The following is an 18,887-nucleotide window of genomic DNA, read 5'->3' on the forward strand; positions in this document are numbered from 1 at the left end:
TCAAAGCCAATTTCGGATAAGGCGTAAGTCGTTGTTTTCGCACGCCCCGGCTACTGTGCATGGGTTGTTTTCGAGGTTTTTTGAATCTCGGCCGGGTTGCGTGCGTTTTTCACATTCGCGTGCGGAAAAATATCCCCTGCATTCGCGCCGTGGATTGAAAGATTATTCATGCGCTCCGCCACGCGCGCAGTGCCTGCATCGCTATTTTTCCGCGCGTCTCGACACCTCCGATAAGCCGCACCATCATTCCCGAGCACGAATGAAGGACGGCCGCATGCGGCCTGGAGTGTCGAATGCAGCGTCGGGACTTTCTCAAGCTATCCGTTGGAACTGCGGCAGCCACCGCATTCGCTTTGCACGCCGACGCACAAGGAACGTCACAAGGCGCGGTGAAGGAAATTCGTATCGGCTACCAGAAGACCGGCGTGCTGGTTATCACGCGTCAGCAGGCCGCCCTGGAAAAACATTTCGCTCCCCTGGGCATCGACGTGAAATGGGTCGAGTTCTCGTCGGGGCCTCCGATGATGGAGGCGATGAATGTCGGCAGCATCGATTTCGGCGCGGTCGGCGATTCCCCGCCGGTGTTCGCCCAGGCCGCGGGCGCGGCGATCGTCTATGCCGCCGGCCAGCCCATCACCAACGGGCAAGGCATTCTGGTGCCGAAGGATTCGCCGATCCGCGGCATCGCCGACTTGAAGGGCAAGCGCGTCGGCTTCACCAAGGGTTCCAGCGCGCACAACATCGTGGTGCAGACGCTGGAGAAGGCGGGCCTCACCTATGCCGACATCACGCCGGTCTATCTGACGCCGCCGGATGCCGGGCCCGCTTTTGCCAATGGCAGCATCGAGGCCTGGGCGATCTGGGATCCGTATTTCGCGATCGGCGAGACCAAGCAGGGCGGCCGCATCCTGATCAATGCGCGCGACGTCACCAAGACCAATTCCTTCTTCATCGCCAACCGCGAGTTCGCGAAAAACCACGGCGCCATCCTGCAGCAGATCATCGATGCGACGACCGCGGCCGGTCGGTGGGCCGAGCAGCACCGCGACGAGGTCGCCAAATCGCTCGCCGCGATCACCGGCGTCCCGTTGGACATCCAGACCGTCGCCGCCAATCGCGCGAATTTCGTGGTCGGCCCGGTCACCGACGACATCGTCAACACCCAGCAGGGCGTCGCCGACCGCTTCCACAAGCTCGGCCTGATCCCGAAGCCGATCGTGATCCGCGACATCGTCTGGCGCAACCCGGCAGCCTGATCGTGCCAACCAATCTCCCCATTTCAAAGGGTTTGAACATGAGGCGTATTATCCAGCGTCTGATCGCGGCCATCGTGCTATCGATCGGCATCGTCGCCGCCGCAGTCGGCACCTCCTACGGACAGGACAAGGTCGTCCGCATCGGCTACCAGAAATACGGCAAGCTGGTCCTGCTCAAGAGCAAGGGTACGCTGGAGCCGAAGCTCGCCGCCGACGGCTACAAGGTGGTGTGGACCGAATTCCCCTCCGGCCCGCCGCTGCTCGAGGCGCTCAATGTCGGCGCGATCGATTTCGGCAACACCGGCGAAGCCCCGCCGATCTTCGCGCAGGCCGCCGGCGCGCCGATCCAGTATGTCGCCTATGAGCCGCCGGCGCCGAAGGGCGAGGCGATCCTGGTGCCGAAGGACAGTCCGCTGAAATCGGTCGCCGATCTCAAGGGCAAGAAGGTCGCGCTCAACAAGGGCTCCAATGTCCATTACCTTCTGGTCAAGGCGCTGGAGAAAGCCGGCGTCAGATATTCCGAGATCGAGCCGGTATTTCTCGCACCAGCCGACGCGCGCGCCGCCTTCGAGCGCGGCGCGGTCGATGCGTGGGTGATCTGGGATCCGTTCCAGGCCGCCGCGGAAGCCGCGACCGGCGCACGCACGCTCGCCGACGGCACGGACATCGTCGCGAACCACCAGTTCTATTTCTCCTCGAAGAAATTCCTCGAAGCCCATCCTGATATCGTCGACGCCGTGCTGGCCGAGCTGAGCGCGGTCGACGATTGGGCCAAGGGCGATATCCACGCGGTCGCCGAGCAGCTGGCACCGTCGATCGGCCTGTCAGTCCCGGTGGTCGAGGTTGCGCTGAAGCGGCAATCCTACGGCATCAAGCCGCTGACCGATGCCGTCATCGCCGATCAGCAGCAGGTTGCGGACGCGTTCTTCGCGCTCAACCTGATCCCCAAATCCATCAAGATTTCCGACGTGGCCCGGAGGCCAGGATCATGAGCACGCACAGCAAGCAAGCGAACGCCAACATCCTCTGGTTCCTGCCGACCCACGGCGACGGCCGCTATCTCGGCACCGGCATCGGCGGCCGCGAGGTCAATTTCAACTATCTGCGCCAGATCGCGCAGGCCGCCGACCAGCTCGGCTATTTCGGCGTGCTTCTGCCGACCGGGCGGTCTTGCGAGGATTCCTGGATCGTCGCCTCCTCGGTCGCGCCGTTCACCGAGCGGCTGCGCTATCTCGTGGCGGTCAGGCCCGGCCTGCAATCGCCGAGCGTGGCCGCGCGCATGACCGCGACGCTCGACCGCATCACCAACGGCCGGCTTCTGGTCAACGTCGTCACCGGCGGCGATCCCGTCGAGAACAAGGGGGACGGCATCTTCCTCGGCCATGACGAGCGCTACGAGGTCACCCGCGAGTTCCTCAGCGTCTATAGCGAGCTGCTCGCCGGCAAGACCGTCAACGTCGAGGGCAAGCACATCCACGTCGAAGGCGGCAAGCTGCTGTTTCCTCCGGTGCAGTCGCCGCGCCCGCCGCTGTATTTCGGCGGCTCCTCGGATGCCGGCATCGACGTCGCCGTCGACACCGTCGACAAATACCTCACCTGGGGCGAGCCGCCGGCCTTGGTCGCGGAGAAGATCGCGAAGGTGAGGGAGGTGGCCGCCGCACGCGGTCGAAAACTATCGTTCGGCATCCGGCTCCACGTGATTGTCCGCGAGACCAGCGACGCGGCCTGGCAGGCTGCCAACGAGCTGATCAAGCATGTCAGCGACGAGACCATCGCGACTGCGCAAAAGAACTTTGAGCGGATGGATTCGGTCGGCCAGCAGCGCATGGCGCAGCTCCATGGCGGCAAGCGCGACAAGCTCGAGATCGCCCCGAATCTGTGGGCCGGCGTCGGCCTTGTGCGTGGCGGCGCCGGCACGGCACTCGTGGGCGACGCCCAGACGGTCGCGGCCCGCATCAGGGAGTATCAGGACATCGGCATCGATACCTTCATCATGTCGGGATACCCGCATCTGGAGGAAGCTTATCGTTTCGCCGAGCTGGTGTTCCCGCTGCTTTCGTTGGAGCAGCCCAGCAACGTGACCAGGCTGCACTTCAACGGTGGTCCTTTTGGTGAAACGGTCGGCAGCGACTTCCGTCCGCAGCACAAGGTGTCGCAGTCATGAGCCTGATCGACAGCGTTTCACTCCCGCGCGGGTTGCGCCTGCCGCGCGTCGACGGCCTGATCCAGTGGATCGTGCCGCTCGCCATCATTGCGATCTGGCAGGTCGCCAGCGTCACCGGCTTCGTGCCGACGCGGGTGTTGCCGGCGCCGAGCGACGTCTTGCTTGCGGGCTGGAAGCTGCTGCTCTCCGGCGAGCTCGTGCGCAACATCTGGGTTTCGTTCTGGCGCGCCTCGATCGGCTTTCTGATCGGCGGCAGCATCGGCTTCGCGTTCGGTCTTGCCAACGGCCTGTCGCAGCTGTCGTCAAAGCTCACCGACACGACGCTCCAGATGGTGCGCAACGTGCCGCATCTGGCGCTGATCCCGCTGGTCATCCTGTGGTTCGGCATCGACGAGAGCGCGAAGCTGTTCCTGGTGGCGCTCGGCGTGTTCTTCCCGATCTACCTCAACACGCTGCACGGCATCCGCACCGTCGATCCCCAGCTGATCGAGATGGGCCGCATCTATGGCATGACCGATGGCGAGCTGTTCCGCCGCGTGATCTTTCCGGGCGCGCTGCCTTCGATCTTCGTCGGCATCCGGTTCGCGCTCGGCATCATGTGGCTGACACTGATCGTCGCCGAAACCATCGCGGCCTCCTCAGGCCTCGGCTACATGGCGATGCAGGCGCGCGAGTTCATGCTGATCGACGTCGTCGTGCTCTCGATCCTGATCTATGCGCTGCTCGGCAAGCTCGCCGACAGTGCCTCCCGTGTGCTGGAGCGCCTGACGCTCTCCTGGCACCCGGCTTTCCAGAAACGTTGAGCAGAAATACTGGGAATCACATGCAGACAGCCCTTCGTACCTCCCTTCCGGACACTGAGCTCGCCACCCGCGCCAATTTCGCGCCTCACGCCCGCGTCGTGCGCGAGGAGCGCCCGGTGCAAACGAGCGGCCTGCCGCTCAGCATCCGCGGCCTGCGCAAATCCTACGGCGACAACGAGGTGCTGCGCGGCATCGACCTGCACATCCCCGCCGGCCAGTTCGTCGCCATCGTGGGCAAGAGCGGCTGTGGCAAGAGCACGCTGCTGCGCCTCATCGCCGGCCTGGAGAAAAGCGACGCCGGCAGCATCTCGCTCGGCGACGCTGTGAAGCCCGAGGATATCCGCGTGATGTTCCAGGAGCCCCGGCTGTTGCCCTGGGCCCGCGTTCTCTCCAATGTCGAGGTCGGCCTCGGCCGCGATCGTGCCTCGTCCGACGCGCATTCGCGCGCGGAGAAGGCGCTGACCGAGGTCGGGCTGACCGACAAGCGCGACCAGTGGCCCTCGGTGCTGTCGGGCGGCCAGAAGCAGCGCGTAGCCCTTGCCCGCGCGCTGGTCTCGCGCCCCCGTGTGCTCGCCTTCGACGAGCCGCTCGGCGCGCTGGACGCGCTGACCCGCATCTCGATGCAGCGGTTGCTGGAGCGGGTCTGGCGCGACCAGGGCTTTACCGCGATCCTGGTGACCCACGATGTCGCCGAGGCGGTCGCGCTGGCCGACCGGGTGCTGGTGATCGAGGAAGGGCGGATCGCCCATGACGTCGTGGTTAACGCGGACCGGCCCCGCGAACGCGGCTCGGCCGAGCTCGCGGGTCTCGAAGGCTCGATCCTGAGCCACCTTTTGTCGGCGGACGATCGTACCTAAATAGAGAGGGACCCCCGCTTGGGGACGATGCCATGAATGTAGTGCCCCGCGATCTCATGACCGAAAATGCCGTTTCGTCCACCGATTTCCGCGGCGCCATGCGCCACCTGACCGGCGGCGTCAGCGTCATCACCGCCGGACGGGGCAAGGACATCACCGGCATGACGGTCACCTCGGTCAGTTCGTTCTCGGTCGATCCGCCGACGCTGATCGTCAGCATCAATCGCGATGCCTCCTCGTTCCCGCTGATCCGGCGCCACGGCGCCTTCGGCGTGAACATCCTCGCAGCCGATCAGCTCGAAATCGCCGAGCGCTTTGCCGGCAAGGGCGGGCTCAAGGGTGCCGATCGTTTCGCGGGCGCCAGATGGGTGACGGCGGTCTCGGGTGTTCCGCTGCTGGTCGGCGCATTGTCCGCCGTCGATTGCGAAGTCGAGGAGATCTTCGAGCGCCATTCGCACGGCATCGTCATCGGGCGGGTGCGAGACGTCAGGAATTCGACCCGCAATGCTGCGCTGGCCTATTGGCACGGCCAGTACGTGGCGGTGGATCAGGACGAAGACGCGCTCAGGCTTGCGGACGTCAGCGTTCCCACCCAGGTCCGGCGCGGCATTTGATCGCCGCCGGCGACGGGGCGTGCAGGCTGGCGTTTTCCCCGTCATCGCTCTAGAAGCGCTGCCTGAGCCTTCCGCCGGGACAGCAATGGAGCGCAATGATGAAACGCGTCGCGACCTGGGCCTTCTACGCGGTCGGCGCGCTCGCGATCGCCTATCTCGCGCTCTACGCCTATGCGATGTTCAGCGGCCATCCGATCGTGCCGGGCGACCCCATCCAGATCTTCCGCAGGCCGGATGCGCCGAGCTATTCGTGAGGTTCTCGCGGACGGGCGCTGTGTAGGGTGGGTTACGCTACGCTAACCCACCCTACGGCACCCGTTTTCACCCCCGCAAGATCGCCAGCGCCAGTGCCTGCGCGCGCGGCACGATGCTGTCGAGTTCGAGATATTCCTCCGGCGTGTGCGCGAGGCCGCCGACCGGACCGAGCCCGCAGATGGTCGGCGTTCCCACAGCGGCGGTGAAGCCGGAATCGGCGCAGCCGCCGGAGAACTCGCCCTGGAGCGTGGTGAGGCCGGCCTGCTTTGCGGCGGCCTGATAGTTCTCGAACAGCGCTTTTGAATCGGCGCTCTGCACTACCGGCACGAACTCGCCCTTGACCGTGAGCGTCGCGCTGGTGCCGGGCACGTAAGGTGTCGCGATGATTGTCTCGATCGCAGCCATCACCCTCGCGCGATCCGCCGGATCGACGTAGCGCAGGTCGATCTGCCCTTCCGCGTAAGGCGCCGTCGTGTTGACGGATTGCCCGCCCGAGACGAGGCCGACATTGAGCGTGATGCCCTTGTCGAGATCGGTCAGCGCGTGGATATGCACGATCTTGTGCGCGAGCTCGCCGATCGCGCTGACGCCGGCGGCAAAATTGGCGCCGGAATGCGCGGCCTTACCCGTGATGGCGAAATGCATGAAGATGCCGCCCTTGCGGCCGGTGACGATATTGCCGGTCGGGCGGCCCGGCTCGGAATTGAACACGGCACGCGCGGCGCGTCCTTCGCGCTCGATCACCGGCCGCGAGGAGGGCGAGCCGATCTCCTCGTCCGAGGTGATCAGCAGCTTGATCGGGTGCGGGTTGCCGCCGAATTTGTGGAAGGCTGTTGCCACGAAGATGTTCATGACGACGCCGGACTTCATGTCGGCAACGCCGGGACCATAGGCGCGCTTGTCTTGAATCGTGAACGGACGCCGCGCGGCCTCGCCCTTGCCGAACACGGTGTCGCGATGTCCCATCAACAGCACCGGCTTCTCGTTGCTGCCGGGCTTTGCCACCTCGGCGTGGATCGCATCGCCGAAAGTACCGTGGCTTTCGCGCCGGAACGGAATGCCGTGCTCGGCGAAATGCCGCTCGAACCGCGCGCCGACCGCATCGACGCCTTCCTTGTCATAGGATCCGGAATCGATGTTCACGACATCGCGCACCAGGTCGATCATCGCCTGCCGCTGCGTCGCCAGCCAGTCCGTGATTTGAGCTTCAGACATTTTACCCTCGCGTGGTTTCACCGCGCTTATAAGGCGTTGCGCGAGCGCGACCTAGTCGCAGGATGCGGCCCGGCCATGTCCACCAATGTCGTCCCGGCGAAGGCCGGGACCCATACCGCGGAATCTATCGATTGGTGGCGGTAGGAGACCGAACGATGAGTCTTCGCCAAACTGCTGCCTGGGGTTATGGGTCCCGGCCTTCGCCGGGACGACACCGTATATTTGGCTAGCAGGGTTGGTCGGAAAAACAAAAATGCCCGGGACTGGCCCGGGCATTCGCATTCTCTCAATCAGCGTAGAGCGTCTACGCCCCCACCATCGGCATCCGCGGATACTCGCCCGGCGTTCCTGCGGGGGTGATCGGAATGCCGCCGTCGGAATACTCGTTGAGCTTGTTGCGCAGCGTACGGATCGAGATGCCCAGGATGTTGGCGGCATGGGTCCGGTTGCCGAGGCAGTGCTTCAGCGTCTCCAGGATCAGGTCGCGCTCGACATCGGCGACGGTGCGGCCGACCAGTGCCCGCGTCACCTGCTCGGCGGCCATGGTGGCATGCGCCACGGCCGGCACGGTCTTGGCGAGGTCGAGGCGGTCGCCGTCGGGCGTGAGGATCGCATCGGCGCCGATCTCGTCGCCCTGCGCCATCAAAACCGACCGGTGCATGGTGTTTTCGAGTTCGCGGACGTTGCCCTGCCAGCGGTTGGTGGAAAGCACGCGTCGCGCGTCCGCCGAGATCGGGCGCATCGGCACGCCGTTGGCTTCGGCGTATTTCTTCACGAAGTGCTGGGCGAGCTCGAGGATGTCGAGGGGGCGCTCGCGCAGCGGCGGGATCTTCAGATTCACGACGTTGAGCCGGAACAAGAGGTCCTCGCGGAACGTGCCTTCGCGCACCGCATCCACCAGGTTGCGGTTCGAGGTCGCGATGATGCGAATGTCCACCGGGACGGGCTTGGTGCCGCCGACACGGTCGATCACGCGCTCCTGGATGGCGCGGAGCAGTTTCGATTGCAGGCGGACGTCCATCTCCGAGATTTCGTCGAGCAGCAGCGTGCCGCCGGTTGCCTCCTCGAACTTGCCGATGCGGCGGGCGATCGCGCCGGTGAAGGCGCCCTTCTCGTGGCCGAACAGTTCGGACTCCAGCAGATGCTCGGGGATCGCGGCGCAGTTGATCGAGATGAACGGGCGCTTGGCGCGGCCCGAGCGGGTGTGGACGTAGCGGGCCAGCACTTCCTTGCCCGTCCCGGATTCGCCGGTGATCATCACGGAGGCGTCCGAGCCCGCGATCTGCTGAGCGAGCTTGATCACCTTGGCCATCGCCTCGTCGCGATAGACCAGCTCGCGGGAATCGTTGGCGACCGCGGCCAGCACCGCCGCGATCAGTTCCGGGTCCGGCGGCAGCGGGATGTATTCCTTGGCGCCGGCATGGATCGCGGCGACCGCGGCGCGGGCGTCGTTGGTGATGCCGCAGGCGACGATCGGCGCGTGGATGTGCTCGGCTTCGAGCCGCATGACGAGATCGCGGATGTCGAGGGCGACGTCGACCAGCAGGAGGTCGGCGCCCTTGCCGCCGCGCAGCACGCGCATCGCCTGATCGTGATCCTCGGCATGGGTCACGGTGGCGCCGTTCGCCATCGCGATCTTGGTGGCGGTGGTGAGCTGGCCCTTCAATGTGCCAACGATGAGAAGCCGCATGTCAGTCTCCTGTCCGTCTGGTCGCGCTGCCGCGCGTCATCGCTTTAGGCGCGTTCAGTCTTGATGATTTCGGTCATGGTCACGCCGAGCTTGTCCTCGACCAGGACGACTTCACCGCGGGCGACCAGCTTGTTGTTGACGTAGATGTCGATGGCCTCGCCGACGCGCCGGTCGAGCTCGAGCACGGTCCCGGGTCCGAGCTTCAACAGCTCGCTGACATCCATTTTCGAGCGGCCGAGCACGGCCGAGACCTGCACCGGCACGTCGAATACGGCCTCGAGGTCGGCGGCGGCGCGCGTCGCATATTCGTCCTCGTTGTAGCCGACGTCGGTGCCGGCAGGCGGCATCGGGCCGTTGAGATCGGGCAGCGGGACCTGTCCGTCAGTGTCGCTCATGGCTTAATTCCCCCTGCGGGACGCAACATAGCGTCCCACCATTTCGTCGATCTTGGCCGTGATGGCGGCGCGCTCCAGCACGACGCCGCCATCGGCCCATTCGATCCGGCAGTCGCCGGTGGCAATCTCGGGCTCGGCCAGAATCACCAGCCGGCCTTCGAAGCCGTTCTGCCTGGCCAGCCGCTCGATGTTCTCGCGCGCGGCGTCGTAGAGCGCGTCGTTGATGCGGACGACGAGATGCGGCGTCGCGACCAGATGCGAGAAGCAGTCCTTGACCAGCGCGACGATCTCGCCGAGCGGCTCGGCGGCGACCAGATCGGCGCACAGCTTGCGCGCCACCGCGACCGCGACGTCGACCGCCTCGGTCTCCATCTTGGATTCGATATTGCCGATGCCCGAGGCGATGCCCCGGATGGCGATGTTGATCTCTTCCATGGCAAGCGCGACGCGGCGGTCGCTTTCGGCCTTGGCCTCGCGCTGTCCGGCGGCGAAGCCGTCCTGATAGGCGCGCGCCTCGGCTTCCGCGACCTTCTGGGCGATCTCGGCCGCGGTTGCGGCCTTCTCGCGCGTCCGGTCGGGCGCGGCGAAGTCGTTGTCGAACAGGAATTTTGCCGGAGCGGCCATCAATACACCAGCTCGTCGTCGGCGCGGTTCTTGGTCAGCATGATTTCGCCCTTGGCGGCGAGATCCTTGGCGAGGTTGACCAGCAGCGCCTGGGCCTCGTCGACGTCGCGCAGGCGGACCGGACCCATCGCCGCCATGTCGTCCTGGAGCATTTTGGCCGCACGCGAGGACATGTTGCCGAAGAAGAAGTTGCGGACGTCCTCGTTGGCGCTCTTGAGCGCGACGCCGAGCTTGTCCTTGTCGACGTTGCGCATCAGGGTCTGGGCGGAGCCGGAATCCAGCTTCACAAGGTCGTCGAAGGTGAACATCAGCGCCTTGATGCGCTCGGCCGATTCGCGGTTGTCCTCTTCCAGCGAGGTGATGAAGCGGGTTTCGGTCTGGCGGTCGAAATTGTTGAAGATTTCCGCCATCACCTCGTGGGCGTCGCGTCGGCGGGTCTGTGACAAATTGGACATGAATTCGGTGCGCAGCGTCTTCTCCACGCTCTCGATCACCTCCTTCTGCACCGCCTCCATCTTCAGCATGCGGTTGACGACGTCGAGCGCGAGATCCTCGGGGAAGATGCCGAGCACGCGCGCGGCGTGTTCCGGCTTCAGCTTCGACAGCACCACCGCGATGGTCTGCGGATATTCGTTCTTGAGATAGTTGGCGAGCACCTCTTCCTGCACGTTGGAGAGCTTCTCCCACATGTTACGGCCGGCCGGGCCGCGGATTTCGTCCATGATGCCGTTGACGCGCTCGGGGGCCAGGTATTGCTGGAGCAGCCGCTCGGTGGCGTCGAAATTGCCCATCAGCGCGCCGGAGGCCGACATCCGCGAGACGAATTCGAGCAGCATGTCCTCCACGGTGTCGACCTCGACGGTGCCGAGCGTCGACATTTCCAGCGAGAGCTGGCGCACCTCGTCGTCGTCGAGCAGCGACCAGATCTTGCCGCCATATTGCTCGCCGAGCGCCAGCATCAGGATCGCGGCGCGCTTCGGTCCCGCCACCGCTTCGACCTTCGCGCCGCCACGGCTGCCGGCACGCTGACCGAGCGTGGAGATCACGCTGGTGATGTCGTTGGAATTGGCGTTTTGCAGGGCTGCGGCCATGTCAGATCACTTCTCGATTATTTCGCGGGTTCGGTCAGCCATTGGCGGATGATGGCGACCGTCTCGTTGGGATTGCGCTCGGCGAGTTCGCCGACGCGATGGACGGATTGGGCATGGACCTGGCCCTGGACGGTGGCGACGTCGATCGCGCTCGCGGCGCCGCTCGGCAGGAGCGTCTGGCCGGACGGCGCTGCCTCGTCGTTCGCGGCCGGGCCGGTGAGGACGCCGGAGATGGCGGCTGCGACTTCGTCGGATGCCAGGATGCGCCTGACCAGCGGCCGGATCACCAGGAACAGCACGACCAGGCCGAGCAGCATCATCACGCCGAGCTCAACGAAGTACATGACGTCGTCCTTGGTGAACTGGAGCATGCCGAGCAAGCCGCTTGGCTCCGCGATCGGGGTGGTGGAGGGGGCATCGGCAAAGCGCAGATTGACGACCTCGACCTGGTCGCCGCGCTTCTGGTCGAAGCCGATCGCCGAGCGCACCAGCGTAGCGATGCGGTCGAGCTGCTCCTTGGTGCGGTCCTGGTAGGCCAGATCGCCCTTCTCGTTCTTGGAGTAGATGCCGTCGACCAGCACCGCGACGGAGATGCGGTTGACCCGGCCGGCCTCGGTCACCTCGGTCTTGGTGGTACGAGAGATCTCGTAATTGTTGGTCTCTTCGCTCTTCTTGCTCTGGTCCTTGGCCGCAACGCCGCCGTTCTGCTGGTTGCCCGGCAACTCGTTGTTGACGGTGACCTGGCCGTTGTTGTCGGCGGTCATGCTCTGCTCTTCGCGGGTCTGGCTCGAGCGCAGCACGCGACCTTCGGGGTCATACTTGTCCGAGGTCTGGGTGATCTTGTTGAAGTCGAAATCGGCGGAGAGCTGGACCCGGGCGCGCCCCGTCCCCACCACGGAGGAGACGATGTCCTCGACCTGCTTGCGCATCCGCTTCTCGAAGGCGGTGCGGCGCTCGTCGCCCATCGCCTGCTCCGGATCGGTCTGGGCGCCGTCGGCGAGCAGCTGCCCGGTCTCGTCGACGATCGAGACCCGCTGCGGCTTCAGCCCGTTCACGGCCGAGGCGACGAGGTGGCGGATGGCGCGGATCTGCTGGGCTTCCAGCGCGCCGCGGACCCGTACCACGATCGAGGCCGACGGCTCCGGCGCCTCGCGCGAGAACAGCGGGCGCTCGGGCAGCACCAGATGGACACGGGCGGCCTGGATGCGGTCGATGGCGCGGATGGTGCGGGCGAGCTCGCCTTCCAGCGCGCGGAGATGGTTGATGTTCTGGACGAAAGAGGTGGTGCCGAGCGCATCCGACTTGTCGAACACCTCGTAGCCGACGCCGCCGCCCTTGGGCAGGCCGCCCTCGGCGAGCTTCATCCGCAGGCGGGTGACCTTGTCCTTGGGCACCATGATGATGGTGCCCTCGTTGCGCAGCTCGAACTGGATGCCCTGGCGCTCCAGGTCCTTGATGATGCCCGAGGAGTCCTCGACGCTGAGGTCGGTGAACAGCGTCGTCATCTGCGGCGTGGTGACGCGCATGATGACGAACGCGAAAAAGCCGACGAGCGCGGCGGTGACCGCGATCATCGCCCCGAACCGGGCGGCTCCGATACCCTTCAGAAAGTCCGCAAGACCTTGCAAGCAACCGCCCCGACAGATTCGGCTGCTTTCACAGGAAAGGCCGACTGGGCAATTATTGCCTAGGTGATGGTTTCGATATGGTTAACGAAGGTTAAGAGCTGCGACAAAAGTAGCGCCAAAACGTAACATGAAAAAAATCGGCCTCGCGGGGCGAGGCCGATTTTCGTCAAAAGCCGCAGATTTCCGGATTGCCTACTGGCGATATTGCTGGATACGGGTGGTGCGAAGTCCCGCGAGACCATGCTGGTCGATCGAAAACTGCCAGGAGAGGAATTCGTCAACCGTCAGGGTATAACGGCTGCAGGCCTCCTCGAGGGAGAGAAGACCGCCACGGACTGCGGCGACGACCTCGGCCTTGCGGCGGATGACCCAGCGTTTCGTGCCGGGTGCAGGCAGATCCGCAATCGTCAACGGACTACCGTCCGGCCCGATGACGTATTTTACCCTCGGGCGATGGGGTTCTGTCATGGCGTACTCACAAACTCTCAACCACTGAACTCACTCAGGAACCGTACGCTCGCCGGCTTAAAAATCCGCTAAGCCTAAGGCTTCAATACAATTCTCGTTGAAAATGGCTGGAACGCAGCCGACTCGACCGGCGGGACGTGCGTCCAGGCGGGCCGAGGGGGGTGTTCGTAAATACTTTACTAACGAATAGGCCTGCGGGGGTGTCGCGAAGCCTCTCAACGTCGTCCTGGCGAACGCCAGGACCCATAACCCCAGCTCGAAGTTTGGCGAAGACTCGGGGTTACGTCCTCGCGCTAAAACGACTTTCGGTGGCAATGGGTCCTGGCTTTCGCCAGGACGACATCGAATGTGTGGATCGCGCGCCGTCCTTAATTGCTGGCGGTCGCGATGATGCTCTTGACTTGGCTCAGAGTGTAGCTGGCGCCGTCGATGGTCAGCAGCGGCGGCGACTGGGTCAGGTCGACAGACGACACCGTGCCCTGCACCTGCGCGGCGATGCCGACATTGTTGTTGGCGACGTCCTTGCCCGTGGCCGAGATCGTGTACTTGCCGTCGGGCCATTGCGTGCCGTCATTGCCCATTCCGTTCCAGGTGAACGGAACGTCGGTGCCCGCGCCGGCGGTGTATTTGCCGGTGAACACGGTCTGGCCGCTGGCATTGGCGACGGTGATGTCGACGGTGGCGTCGCTGGGCACGTTGAGATGCCAGGTTGCCGACGAGTTCGTCATGCTTGCGGTCGTGCCGTCGACCAGGGCGGTCTTGCCGACGAAGCCGAGCGCCTGGGTCGCCTGCGTGGTCTGTTGCAGGGTGACGAGCTGGGACAGCGAATCGTTGGTCTTGAGCTGCTGCTCGACGCCTGCGAACTGCACCAGCTGCTGGGTGAACTGGTTGGTGTCGAGCGGATCGAGCGGGTTCTGGTTCTGCAGCTGCGTCGTCAGCAGCGTCAGGAAGGTCTGGAAATTGCCGGCGAGCGTCGCGCCGGTGCTCGAGCCCAGGCTTGGGTTCGACGAGGATTTAGGCAGGTCGGTCGTGCCGGAGACGACGGACGGGGCGGTGGCGGCATTCGTGGTGGTCATGATCGAATACTCCTCACACTCTGATATCGACGCCGCTGCTCGATCCGAGCATGCGGCCGTAGCTGCGCCCGACCGGGGCCGCGGGAACTGCGTCCTCGTCGCTGACGATCAGCCGGCGGGCATTGCCGCCATTGTCGTTGTTCTGGCCGGAGTTCTGGCCCGATGAATTCTGGTCGCGCAGGCTGAAGGACAGGCCGTTACTGCCGGTCTTGAGGCCGGCATCGTCGAGCGCGCGCTGCAATTGCGGCGCGTCCTGCCGCAGCATCTGCAGCGTCTCCGGCTTCTCGACGGTGAGATGCGAGGTGACCTGGCCGTTGCGGTCGACATTGATGCGGACGTCGATGCGGCCGAGGTCGAGCGGATCGAGGCTGATGTCGAACCGGGTCTTGCCCGCGCGCGCGGCGGCGGCAATTTCGATCGGCACGCCGCTGATCGGAATGGCCGTATTGGTGGCCGCGGTCGCCGTGAGCGTCGCAGTCGATGCGGTCGCGGCCGAAGTCGTATTGGTCAGTGACGCCTGCACGGCCGAGGCCGCCTGCGCGCTGGTGTCGGTGGTGGGGACAGCGGCCTGCGTGTCCGCATGGGCATGCGGTGTCGCCGTCGCCGGTGCCGCATCGGTGGTGCGGTCGGAAGTCCCGGCCTTGGCGTCGGCTGCGTTCGCGTCGATGGGCGGTTTGTCGGCTTGCGGATGCGCCGCGTTGGCGGACGCTGCCGTCGCCGAGGTTTGCGCGGCGTTCGCCTTGCCGGTGTCCTGGCCGATGTTGGAGACGTCGCTCGCGCCTTGCGCGATGGCTGCGGCCTTGAACGATGTTTTTGGCGTGCCCTGGTCGACGGCGGCGATCAGGCCGGCATTGGTCTTGGCATCGGTCGCGGTCGAATCGGTCGTCCCGGTCGCGGCATCGGCCAGCGTCGCCGAGGTGTCGGCATCGACCTTGGCACTTGCGGTCTTGGCGCTCTTGTCGCCCGGCGTCGCGGTATCGGTCTTGGTGCCGGCGATCTGCGCCGTGATGGATGCGCTGGCGGCGATGCCGGCGGCGGCAATCGTCAGCGGCGAGGAGGCGGAGCCAGCGGCCTGGTTCGCAGTCGCGTTGGGATCGACCGGCACGGCCACCACGACTGCATTCGGATCGGGTAAGGCGGCCTGCGTCGCGTCAATCTGCGCGGCGGCGGCGGTATCGACGGCGGCGGCGAGGCCATCGGTGCCGTCGGCCTTGTCCGCTTTGGTCTCGTCGGACTTGTCCGCAGACTTGTCGGCCGATTTGGCGTCGGACGCCTTCGGCTTGTCCTTGGTCTTGCTATCAGCCTTGGCGGCATCAGCCGTCGCGTCGTTCTTGGCGTCGTTCTTGGCATCGCTCTTGGCGTCGTTCCTGGCGTCGTTTTTGGCGGACGTGGAATTGTCGGCGTCGTCGCGGGCCTTGCTCTGCGAGGACTGGTCGCTCGCCGAGCGATCGCGCGGGCTCTTGTCCGAGGCGGACGATGAATCGGTCCGGCGCGGGGTGTCCTGCGCGGAGGACGCCGCGCTGTCGCTGATCGCCTGGGTGTTGCTGTCCACCAGCGAGCCGAAGGAGTCGTTGGACGTGTCGTTCCGCGCTTGCGACCGGGCAGGCTTTTGCTGCGCGCTCTGGACTTGCACGCTTGCCGCGACATCTGACGTACGAACGACCACAGGCAACCCCTTGGAAACATCTTCGCCATGAGAGGTAGCAAGGAGCGGGCCAGCCCCGCGCGCAGAAATTTTATCAAGCGGAATCAATGCCTTGATGATTTGGCGCCTCACCGCGGGGCCCTCCGCGCCCCCGGCATTTCTGCCTCCCCGGCAAGAATTGCCCTAACCTTTCGGCGTGCGTGATTGCTTCACCGGAAGGCCGCCTATATTAAAGAGACAGCTCTCAGCCGCTTTCGACCGGGCAGGCCGCGCCATTCGGGAACCAAGGTTCCCGGGGACCGCCTTTGTCCCGCCGGAAGCACCCAGCGGATCGCCCAACGCCGCCGTCCACAACGCTTTAAGGCCCATGCTCAACAGTCTGGATCTCGAAGGCCGTCCTGAGGATACCAGGGTCGTCGTTGCCATGTCGGGCGGCGTCGATTCATCGACGACGGCTGCGCTTTTGAAGGCGGAAGGCTACGACGTCGTCGGCATCACGCTGCAGCTCTACGACCATGGTGCGGCGACCCATCGCAAGGGCGCCTGCTGCGCCGGCCAGGACATCCACGACGCCCGCGACGTCGCGGCCAAGCTCGGCATTCCCCATTACGTGCTCGACTACGAGGACCGCTTTCGCGAGTCCGTTATCGACAATTTCGCCGACAGCTACGCGCTCGGCGAGACGCCGGTGCCGTGTATCGAGTGCAACCGCTCGGTCAAGTTCCGCGACCTGCTGAAGACCGCGCGCGAGTTAGGCGCGACCGCGCTCGCCACCGGCCATTACGTCGCCTCGCGCCGCCGCGACGACGGCTCGCGCGCGCTGGTGTGTGCCGCAGACGCCGATCGCGACCAGAGCTACTTCCTGTTCGCGACCACGCAGGAGCAGCTCGACTATCTGCGCTTCCCGCTCGGCGACATGACCAAGCCCGAGACGCGCGAACTGGCGCGGCGCTTCGGTCTTGCGGTCGCCGACAAGCACGACAGCCAGGACATCTGCTTCGTGCCCACCGGGCGCTACACCGACATCATCACCCGCCTGCGGCCGAACGCGATGGACCCCGGCGACATCGTCGATCTCGACGGCCGCGTGCTTGGTCGCCACAACGGCATCGCCAATTTCACCATCGGCCAGCGCCGCGGCCTTGGCATCGCGGCCGCCGCTCCGCTGTTCGTGGTGCGGCTGGAGGCCGCCAACCGCCGCGTCGTCGTCGGCCCGCGCGAGGCGCTGAGGATGCACCGCATCAGCTTGCGCGACGTCAACTGGATCGGCGATGGCGACATCGACCGCGCCATCGGCAATGGCCTCGAAATGTTCGTGCGCGTGCGCTCGACCCGCGCGCCCCAGCCCGCGTGGCTGCGCGGTGCGAACGGCCATTACGAGGTCGAGCTCGTCGCCGGCGAGGAGGGCGTCTCGCCCGGCCAGGCCTGCGTGTTCTACGACGCACCTTCCGGCCAGGCCCGCGTGCTCGGCGGCGGCTTCATCCAGAGCGCCGCCGCGAAGGCCGCTAGCAGCACGACGAGGCCGCTCGCAGAAGCGGTCCGCGGCTAAGCGCATGATCCGGAAAAGTGTGCAGCGGTTTTCCGAACAGATCATGCGCAATATAAGAATCTAGACGGGGCAGGGGGCATGGCAGCAGACATCTCGCGGGCCGGGGTTGAGAAGGCCTATGGCCGCTGGGCGCCGGTCTATGATCTCGTGTTCGGCAAGGTGTTCGACGCCGGAAGGCAGTCGACCATCGCGGAGGCCGACCGCATCGGCGGCCGCATCCTCGACGTCGGCGTCGGCACCGGTCTCTCGCTGTCGGATTACGCGCGCACCACGAAAATCTGCGGCGTTGACATCTCCGAACCGATGCTGCGCAAGGCGCAATCGCGCGTGCGCGCGATGCGCTTGAGCAATGTCGAGGTGCTCTCGGTGATGGACGCGAAAAACCTCGCTTTCCCCGAAAACTTCTTCGACGCGGTGGTCGCGCAATATGTCATCACCGCGGTGCCCGATCCCGAGGGCACGCTCGACGAGTTCGTGCGCGTCTTGAAGCCCGGCGGCGAACTGATCCTCGTCAACCACATCGGCGCGGAAAAGGGTTTGCGAAAACTCTCCGAGCTCGCGTTTGCGCCCTTGGCTCGCCGTCTCGGCTGGCGCCCGGAGTTTCCGTGGGCTCGCCTGGTCGACTGGGCCGCAAAGCACGGCGGCGTCACGCTGGCCGAGCGCCGTCCGATGCCGCCGATGGGGCATTTTTCGCTGATCCGCTACCTCAAATCGTGATCGGGGGCGCGGAACACGCGGGCTGACCCGCGCGTTTCCATCCCATGCGCACCACATCAAACATCATTCTGGCCAGCCTCCTGATCGCCGCCTCCGGCAGCGCGATCGCTCAGGCCCCGCCCGCCCCGGCGACGCCGCCGCAAGCGACCGCGCCGCCATCGCCGCAACGCAGCCCCGGCTGCGCGCCCTCGGACCGGCTCACCACCGCGCCCGACGGCACCACCACCGGCCAGTCCCGGGAACCGCTCGGCGACAAATTGGCAAAGTCGGACGGCGTGCTCTGCCCGCCCTCCGGCGTCGACCCCGACATGCACGCCCCGGCGCCCCAGACCGGCAGCAACACCCCGGTGATCCCGCCCCCCGGCAGCCCCGGCGGCGACCCGACCGTCCGGCCGAAATAACGCCCGTTCTTCCTTCGCCTCTCCCCGCTTGCGGGGAGAGGCCGAAATCCGCGCAAAGCGCGAATTTCGGGTGAGGGGGACTCTCCACGAGTCCGGTGTGGGAAAGGGGCGAATTCGGCCCCCAAATCACCCCCCGACAACCGCGCCACTTTGCTTGACAGCCCGCCGCCCCCTTCCTTATATGCCGCGCGTTCGCGAGATCGGCCTTGTCAGGCCCTCGCGACCCTGTGGCGGGGTAGCTCAGCTGGTTAGAGCACGGGAATCATAATCCTGGGGTCGGGGGTTCGAGTCCCTCTCCCGCTACCAAAAATCAGGCACTTCCCCCTAATCTGCGACCCTCGGACTTTCTTGGAGTCGAAGCGTGGGCGCGCCTCAGCGGGCAGAACCCTCGCGATCTGTTAAGGATCGGCCGTACCCACCAAGCACCCGGAAGCCAAGC

19 protein-coding genes and 1 tRNA gene are annotated in these 18,887 nt (G+C 65.5%); 11 read left to right on the forward strand and 9 right to left on the reverse strand.

Annotated elements, in window-relative coordinates; translation table 11 throughout:
* Nucleotides 1-293 precede the first annotated feature (293 nt).
* From C7G41_RS08210 to C7G41_RS37320, 7 genes are all read left to right on the forward strand, one after another.
* Entirely contained in the window at nucleotides 294-1,256 is a 963-nt protein-coding gene (locus C7G41_RS08210; RefSeq protein ID WP_106942051.1) for a sulfonate ABC transporter substrate-binding protein, read from the forward strand.
* A gap of 38 nt (nucleotides 1,257-1,294) precedes the next feature.
* Nucleotides 1,295-2,248, forward strand: a complete 954-nt coding sequence (locus C7G41_RS08215) for a sulfonate ABC transporter substrate-binding protein (RefSeq protein ID WP_106942200.1) — start codon at nucleotides 1,295-1,297, stop codon at nucleotides 2,246-2,248.
* The gene (gene ssuD / locus C7G41_RS08220) at nucleotides 2,245-3,420 is read left to right on the forward strand and encodes an FMNH2-dependent alkanesulfonate monooxygenase (protein ID WP_106942052.1); all 1,176 of its coding nucleotides are present in this window, start codon (nucleotides 2,245-2,247) and stop codon (nucleotides 3,418-3,420) included. The genes C7G41_RS08215 and ssuD overlap by 4 nt, the downstream gene beginning before the upstream one ends.
* The gene (gene ssuC, locus C7G41_RS08225) at nucleotides 3,417-4,223 is read left to right on the forward strand and encodes an aliphatic sulfonate ABC transporter permease SsuC (protein ID WP_106942053.1); all 807 of its coding nucleotides are present in this window, start codon (nucleotides 3,417-3,419) and stop codon (nucleotides 4,221-4,223) included. The genes ssuD and ssuC overlap by 4 nt, the downstream gene beginning before the upstream one ends.
* A 20-nt stretch (nucleotides 4,224-4,243) precedes the next feature.
* Entirely contained in the window at nucleotides 4,244-5,080 is an 837-nt protein-coding gene (locus tag C7G41_RS08230) for an ATP-binding cassette domain-containing protein (protein WP_106942054.1), read from the forward strand.
* Nucleotides 5,081-5,112: 32 nt separating this feature from the next.
* Nucleotides 5,113-5,694, forward strand: a complete 582-nt coding sequence (locus C7G41_RS08235; RefSeq protein WP_106942055.1) for a flavin reductase family protein — start codon at nucleotides 5,113-5,115, stop codon at nucleotides 5,692-5,694.
* Nucleotides 5,695-5,789: 95 nt separating this feature from the next.
* Nucleotides 5,790-5,948: a hypothetical protein gene (locus tag C7G41_RS37320; protein WP_018453881.1), complete on the forward strand. Its 159-nt coding sequence runs from the start codon at nucleotides 5,790-5,792 to the stop codon at nucleotides 5,946-5,948.
* A 67-nt stretch (nucleotides 5,949-6,015) separates the two neighbouring features.
* Here C7G41_RS37320 and C7G41_RS08240 read toward each other — a convergent pair whose 3' ends face one another.
* From C7G41_RS08240 to C7G41_RS08280, 9 genes are all read right to left on the reverse strand, one after another.
* On the reverse strand, nucleotides 6,016-7,164 hold the full coding sequence (locus C7G41_RS08240; RefSeq protein ID WP_106942056.1) for a M20 family metallopeptidase: 1,149 nt from the start codon (nucleotides 7,162-7,164) through the stop codon (nucleotides 6,016-6,018).
* Nucleotides 7,165-7,468: 304 nt separating this feature from the next.
* On the reverse strand, nucleotides 7,469-8,854 hold the full coding sequence (locus C7G41_RS08245; RefSeq protein ID WP_106942057.1) for a sigma-54-dependent Fis family transcriptional regulator: 1,386 nt from the start codon (nucleotides 8,852-8,854) through the stop codon (nucleotides 7,469-7,471).
* A gap of 44 nt (nucleotides 8,855-8,898) precedes the next feature.
* Entirely contained in the window at nucleotides 8,899-9,249 is a 351-nt protein-coding gene (gene fliN / locus C7G41_RS08250) for a flagellar motor switch protein FliN (RefSeq protein WP_007614079.1), read from the reverse strand.
* Between the two features lie 3 nt (nucleotides 9,250-9,252).
* Nucleotides 9,253-9,873 carry a FliH/SctL family protein gene (locus C7G41_RS08255; protein WP_106942058.1) on the reverse strand — a complete coding sequence of 207 codons (621 nt, stop codon included), beginning with the start codon at nucleotides 9,871-9,873 and terminating at the stop codon, nucleotides 9,253-9,255.
* Nucleotides 9,873-10,964, reverse strand: a complete 1,092-nt coding sequence (fliG, locus tag C7G41_RS08260; protein ID WP_106942059.1) for a flagellar motor switch protein FliG — start codon at nucleotides 10,962-10,964, stop codon at nucleotides 9,873-9,875. Before fliG ends, C7G41_RS08255 begins: the two co-directional genes overlap by 1 nt.
* A gap of 17 nt (nucleotides 10,965-10,981) precedes the next feature.
* On the reverse strand, nucleotides 10,982-12,592 hold the full coding sequence (gene fliF / locus C7G41_RS08265; protein ID WP_106942060.1) for a flagellar basal-body MS-ring/collar protein FliF: 1,611 nt from the start codon (nucleotides 12,590-12,592) through the stop codon (nucleotides 10,982-10,984).
* 192 nt (nucleotides 12,593-12,784) lie between these two features.
* A complete protein-coding gene (locus tag C7G41_RS08270) occupies nucleotides 12,785-13,060 on the reverse strand; it encodes a DUF1153 domain-containing protein (protein ID WP_002714638.1) in 276 nt (91 codons plus the stop codon).
* Nucleotides 13,061-13,428: 368 nt separating this feature from the next.
* On the reverse strand, nucleotides 13,429-14,136 hold the full coding sequence (locus tag C7G41_RS08275) for a flagellar hook assembly protein FlgD (RefSeq protein WP_106942061.1): 708 nt from the start codon (nucleotides 14,134-14,136) through the stop codon (nucleotides 13,429-13,431).
* Between the two features lie 13 nt (nucleotides 14,137-14,149).
* Complete coding sequence (locus C7G41_RS08280; RefSeq protein WP_106942062.1) at nucleotides 14,150-15,802, reverse strand: flagellar hook-length control protein FliK; 1,653 nt, start codon at nucleotides 15,800-15,802, stop codon at nucleotides 14,150-14,152.
* Nucleotides 15,803-16,148: 346 nt separating this feature from the next.
* Here C7G41_RS08280 and mnmA point away from each other — a divergent pair, with 346 nt between their 5' ends.
* The 4 genes from mnmA (at nucleotide 16,149) to C7G41_RS08300 (ending at nucleotide 18,754) form a co-directional block, all read left to right on the forward strand.
* Nucleotides 16,149-17,330, forward strand: a complete 1,182-nt coding sequence (mnmA, locus tag C7G41_RS08285) for a tRNA 2-thiouridine(34) synthase MnmA (protein ID WP_106942063.1) — start codon at nucleotides 16,149-16,151, stop codon at nucleotides 17,328-17,330.
* Between the two features lie 78 nt (nucleotides 17,331-17,408).
* A complete protein-coding gene (locus C7G41_RS08290) occupies nucleotides 17,409-18,047 on the forward strand; it encodes a class I SAM-dependent methyltransferase (RefSeq protein ID WP_106942064.1) in 639 nt (212 codons plus the stop codon).
* Between the two features lie 44 nt (nucleotides 18,048-18,091).
* Nucleotides 18,092-18,448 carry a hypothetical protein gene (locus tag C7G41_RS08295; RefSeq protein ID WP_106942065.1) on the forward strand — a complete coding sequence of 119 codons (357 nt, stop codon included), beginning with the start codon at nucleotides 18,092-18,094 and terminating at the stop codon, nucleotides 18,446-18,448.
* Between the two features lie 229 nt (nucleotides 18,449-18,677).
* Nucleotides 18,678-18,754: transfer RNA gene (locus C7G41_RS08300), tRNA-Met, on the forward strand.
* Nucleotides 18,755-18,887: the final 133 nt, after the last annotated feature.

The sequence above is a fragment of the Bradyrhizobium sp. MOS002 genome (assembly GCF_003020115.1).
GTDB lineage: Bacteria > Pseudomonadota > Alphaproteobacteria > Rhizobiales > Xanthobacteraceae > Bradyrhizobium.

Coding starts and splice junctions, on each gene's coding strand:
- C7G41_RS08210 (WP_106942051.1), top strand. CDS start 294: ATGCAGCGTCGGGACTTTCTCAAGCTATCCGTTGGAACTGCGGCAGCC.
- C7G41_RS08215 (WP_106942200.1), top strand. CDS start 1,295: ATGAGGCGTATTATCCAGCGTCTGATCGCGGCCATCGTGCTATCGATC.
- ssuD (WP_106942052.1), top strand. CDS start 2,245: ATGAGCACGCACAGCAAGCAAGCGAACGCCAACATCCTCTGGTTCCTG.
- ssuC (WP_106942053.1), top strand. CDS start 3,417: ATGAGCCTGATCGACAGCGTTTCACTCCCGCGCGGGTTGCGCCTGCCG.
- C7G41_RS08230 (WP_106942054.1), top strand. CDS start 4,244: ATGCAGACAGCCCTTCGTACCTCCCTTCCGGACACTGAGCTCGCCACC.
- C7G41_RS08235 (WP_106942055.1), top strand. CDS start 5,113: ATGAATGTAGTGCCCCGCGATCTCATGACCGAAAATGCCGTTTCGTCC.
- C7G41_RS37320 (WP_018453881.1), top strand. CDS start 5,790: ATGATGAAACGCGTCGCGACCTGGGCCTTCTACGCGGTCGGCGCGCTC.
- C7G41_RS08240 (WP_106942056.1), bottom strand. CDS start 7,164: ATGTCTGAAGCTCAAATCACGGACTGGCTGGCGACGCAGCGGCAGGCG.
- C7G41_RS08245 (WP_106942057.1), bottom strand. CDS start 8,854: ATGCGGCTTCTCATCGTTGGCACATTGAAGGGCCAGCTCACCACCGCC.
- fliN (WP_007614079.1), bottom strand. CDS start 9,249: ATGAGCGACACTGACGGACAGGTCCCGCTGCCCGATCTCAACGGCCCG.
- C7G41_RS08255 (WP_106942058.1), bottom strand. CDS start 9,873: ATGGCCGCTCCGGCAAAATTCCTGTTCGACAACGACTTCGCCGCGCCC.
- fliG (WP_106942059.1), bottom strand. CDS start 10,964: ATGGCCGCAGCCCTGCAAAACGCCAATTCCAACGACATCACCAGCGTG.
- C7G41_RS08270 (WP_002714638.1), bottom strand. CDS start 13,060: ATGACAGAACCCCATCGCCCGAGGGTAAAATACGTCATCGGGCCGGAC.
- C7G41_RS08275 (WP_106942061.1), bottom strand. CDS start 14,136: ATGACCACCACGAATGCCGCCACCGCCCCGTCCGTCGTCTCCGGCACG.
- mnmA (WP_106942063.1), top strand. CDS start 16,149: ATGCTCAACAGTCTGGATCTCGAAGGCCGTCCTGAGGATACCAGGGTC.
- C7G41_RS08290 (WP_106942064.1), top strand. CDS start 17,409: ATGGCAGCAGACATCTCGCGGGCCGGGGTTGAGAAGGCCTATGGCCGC.
- C7G41_RS08295 (WP_106942065.1), top strand. CDS start 18,092: ATGCGCACCACATCAAACATCATTCTGGCCAGCCTCCTGATCGCCGCC.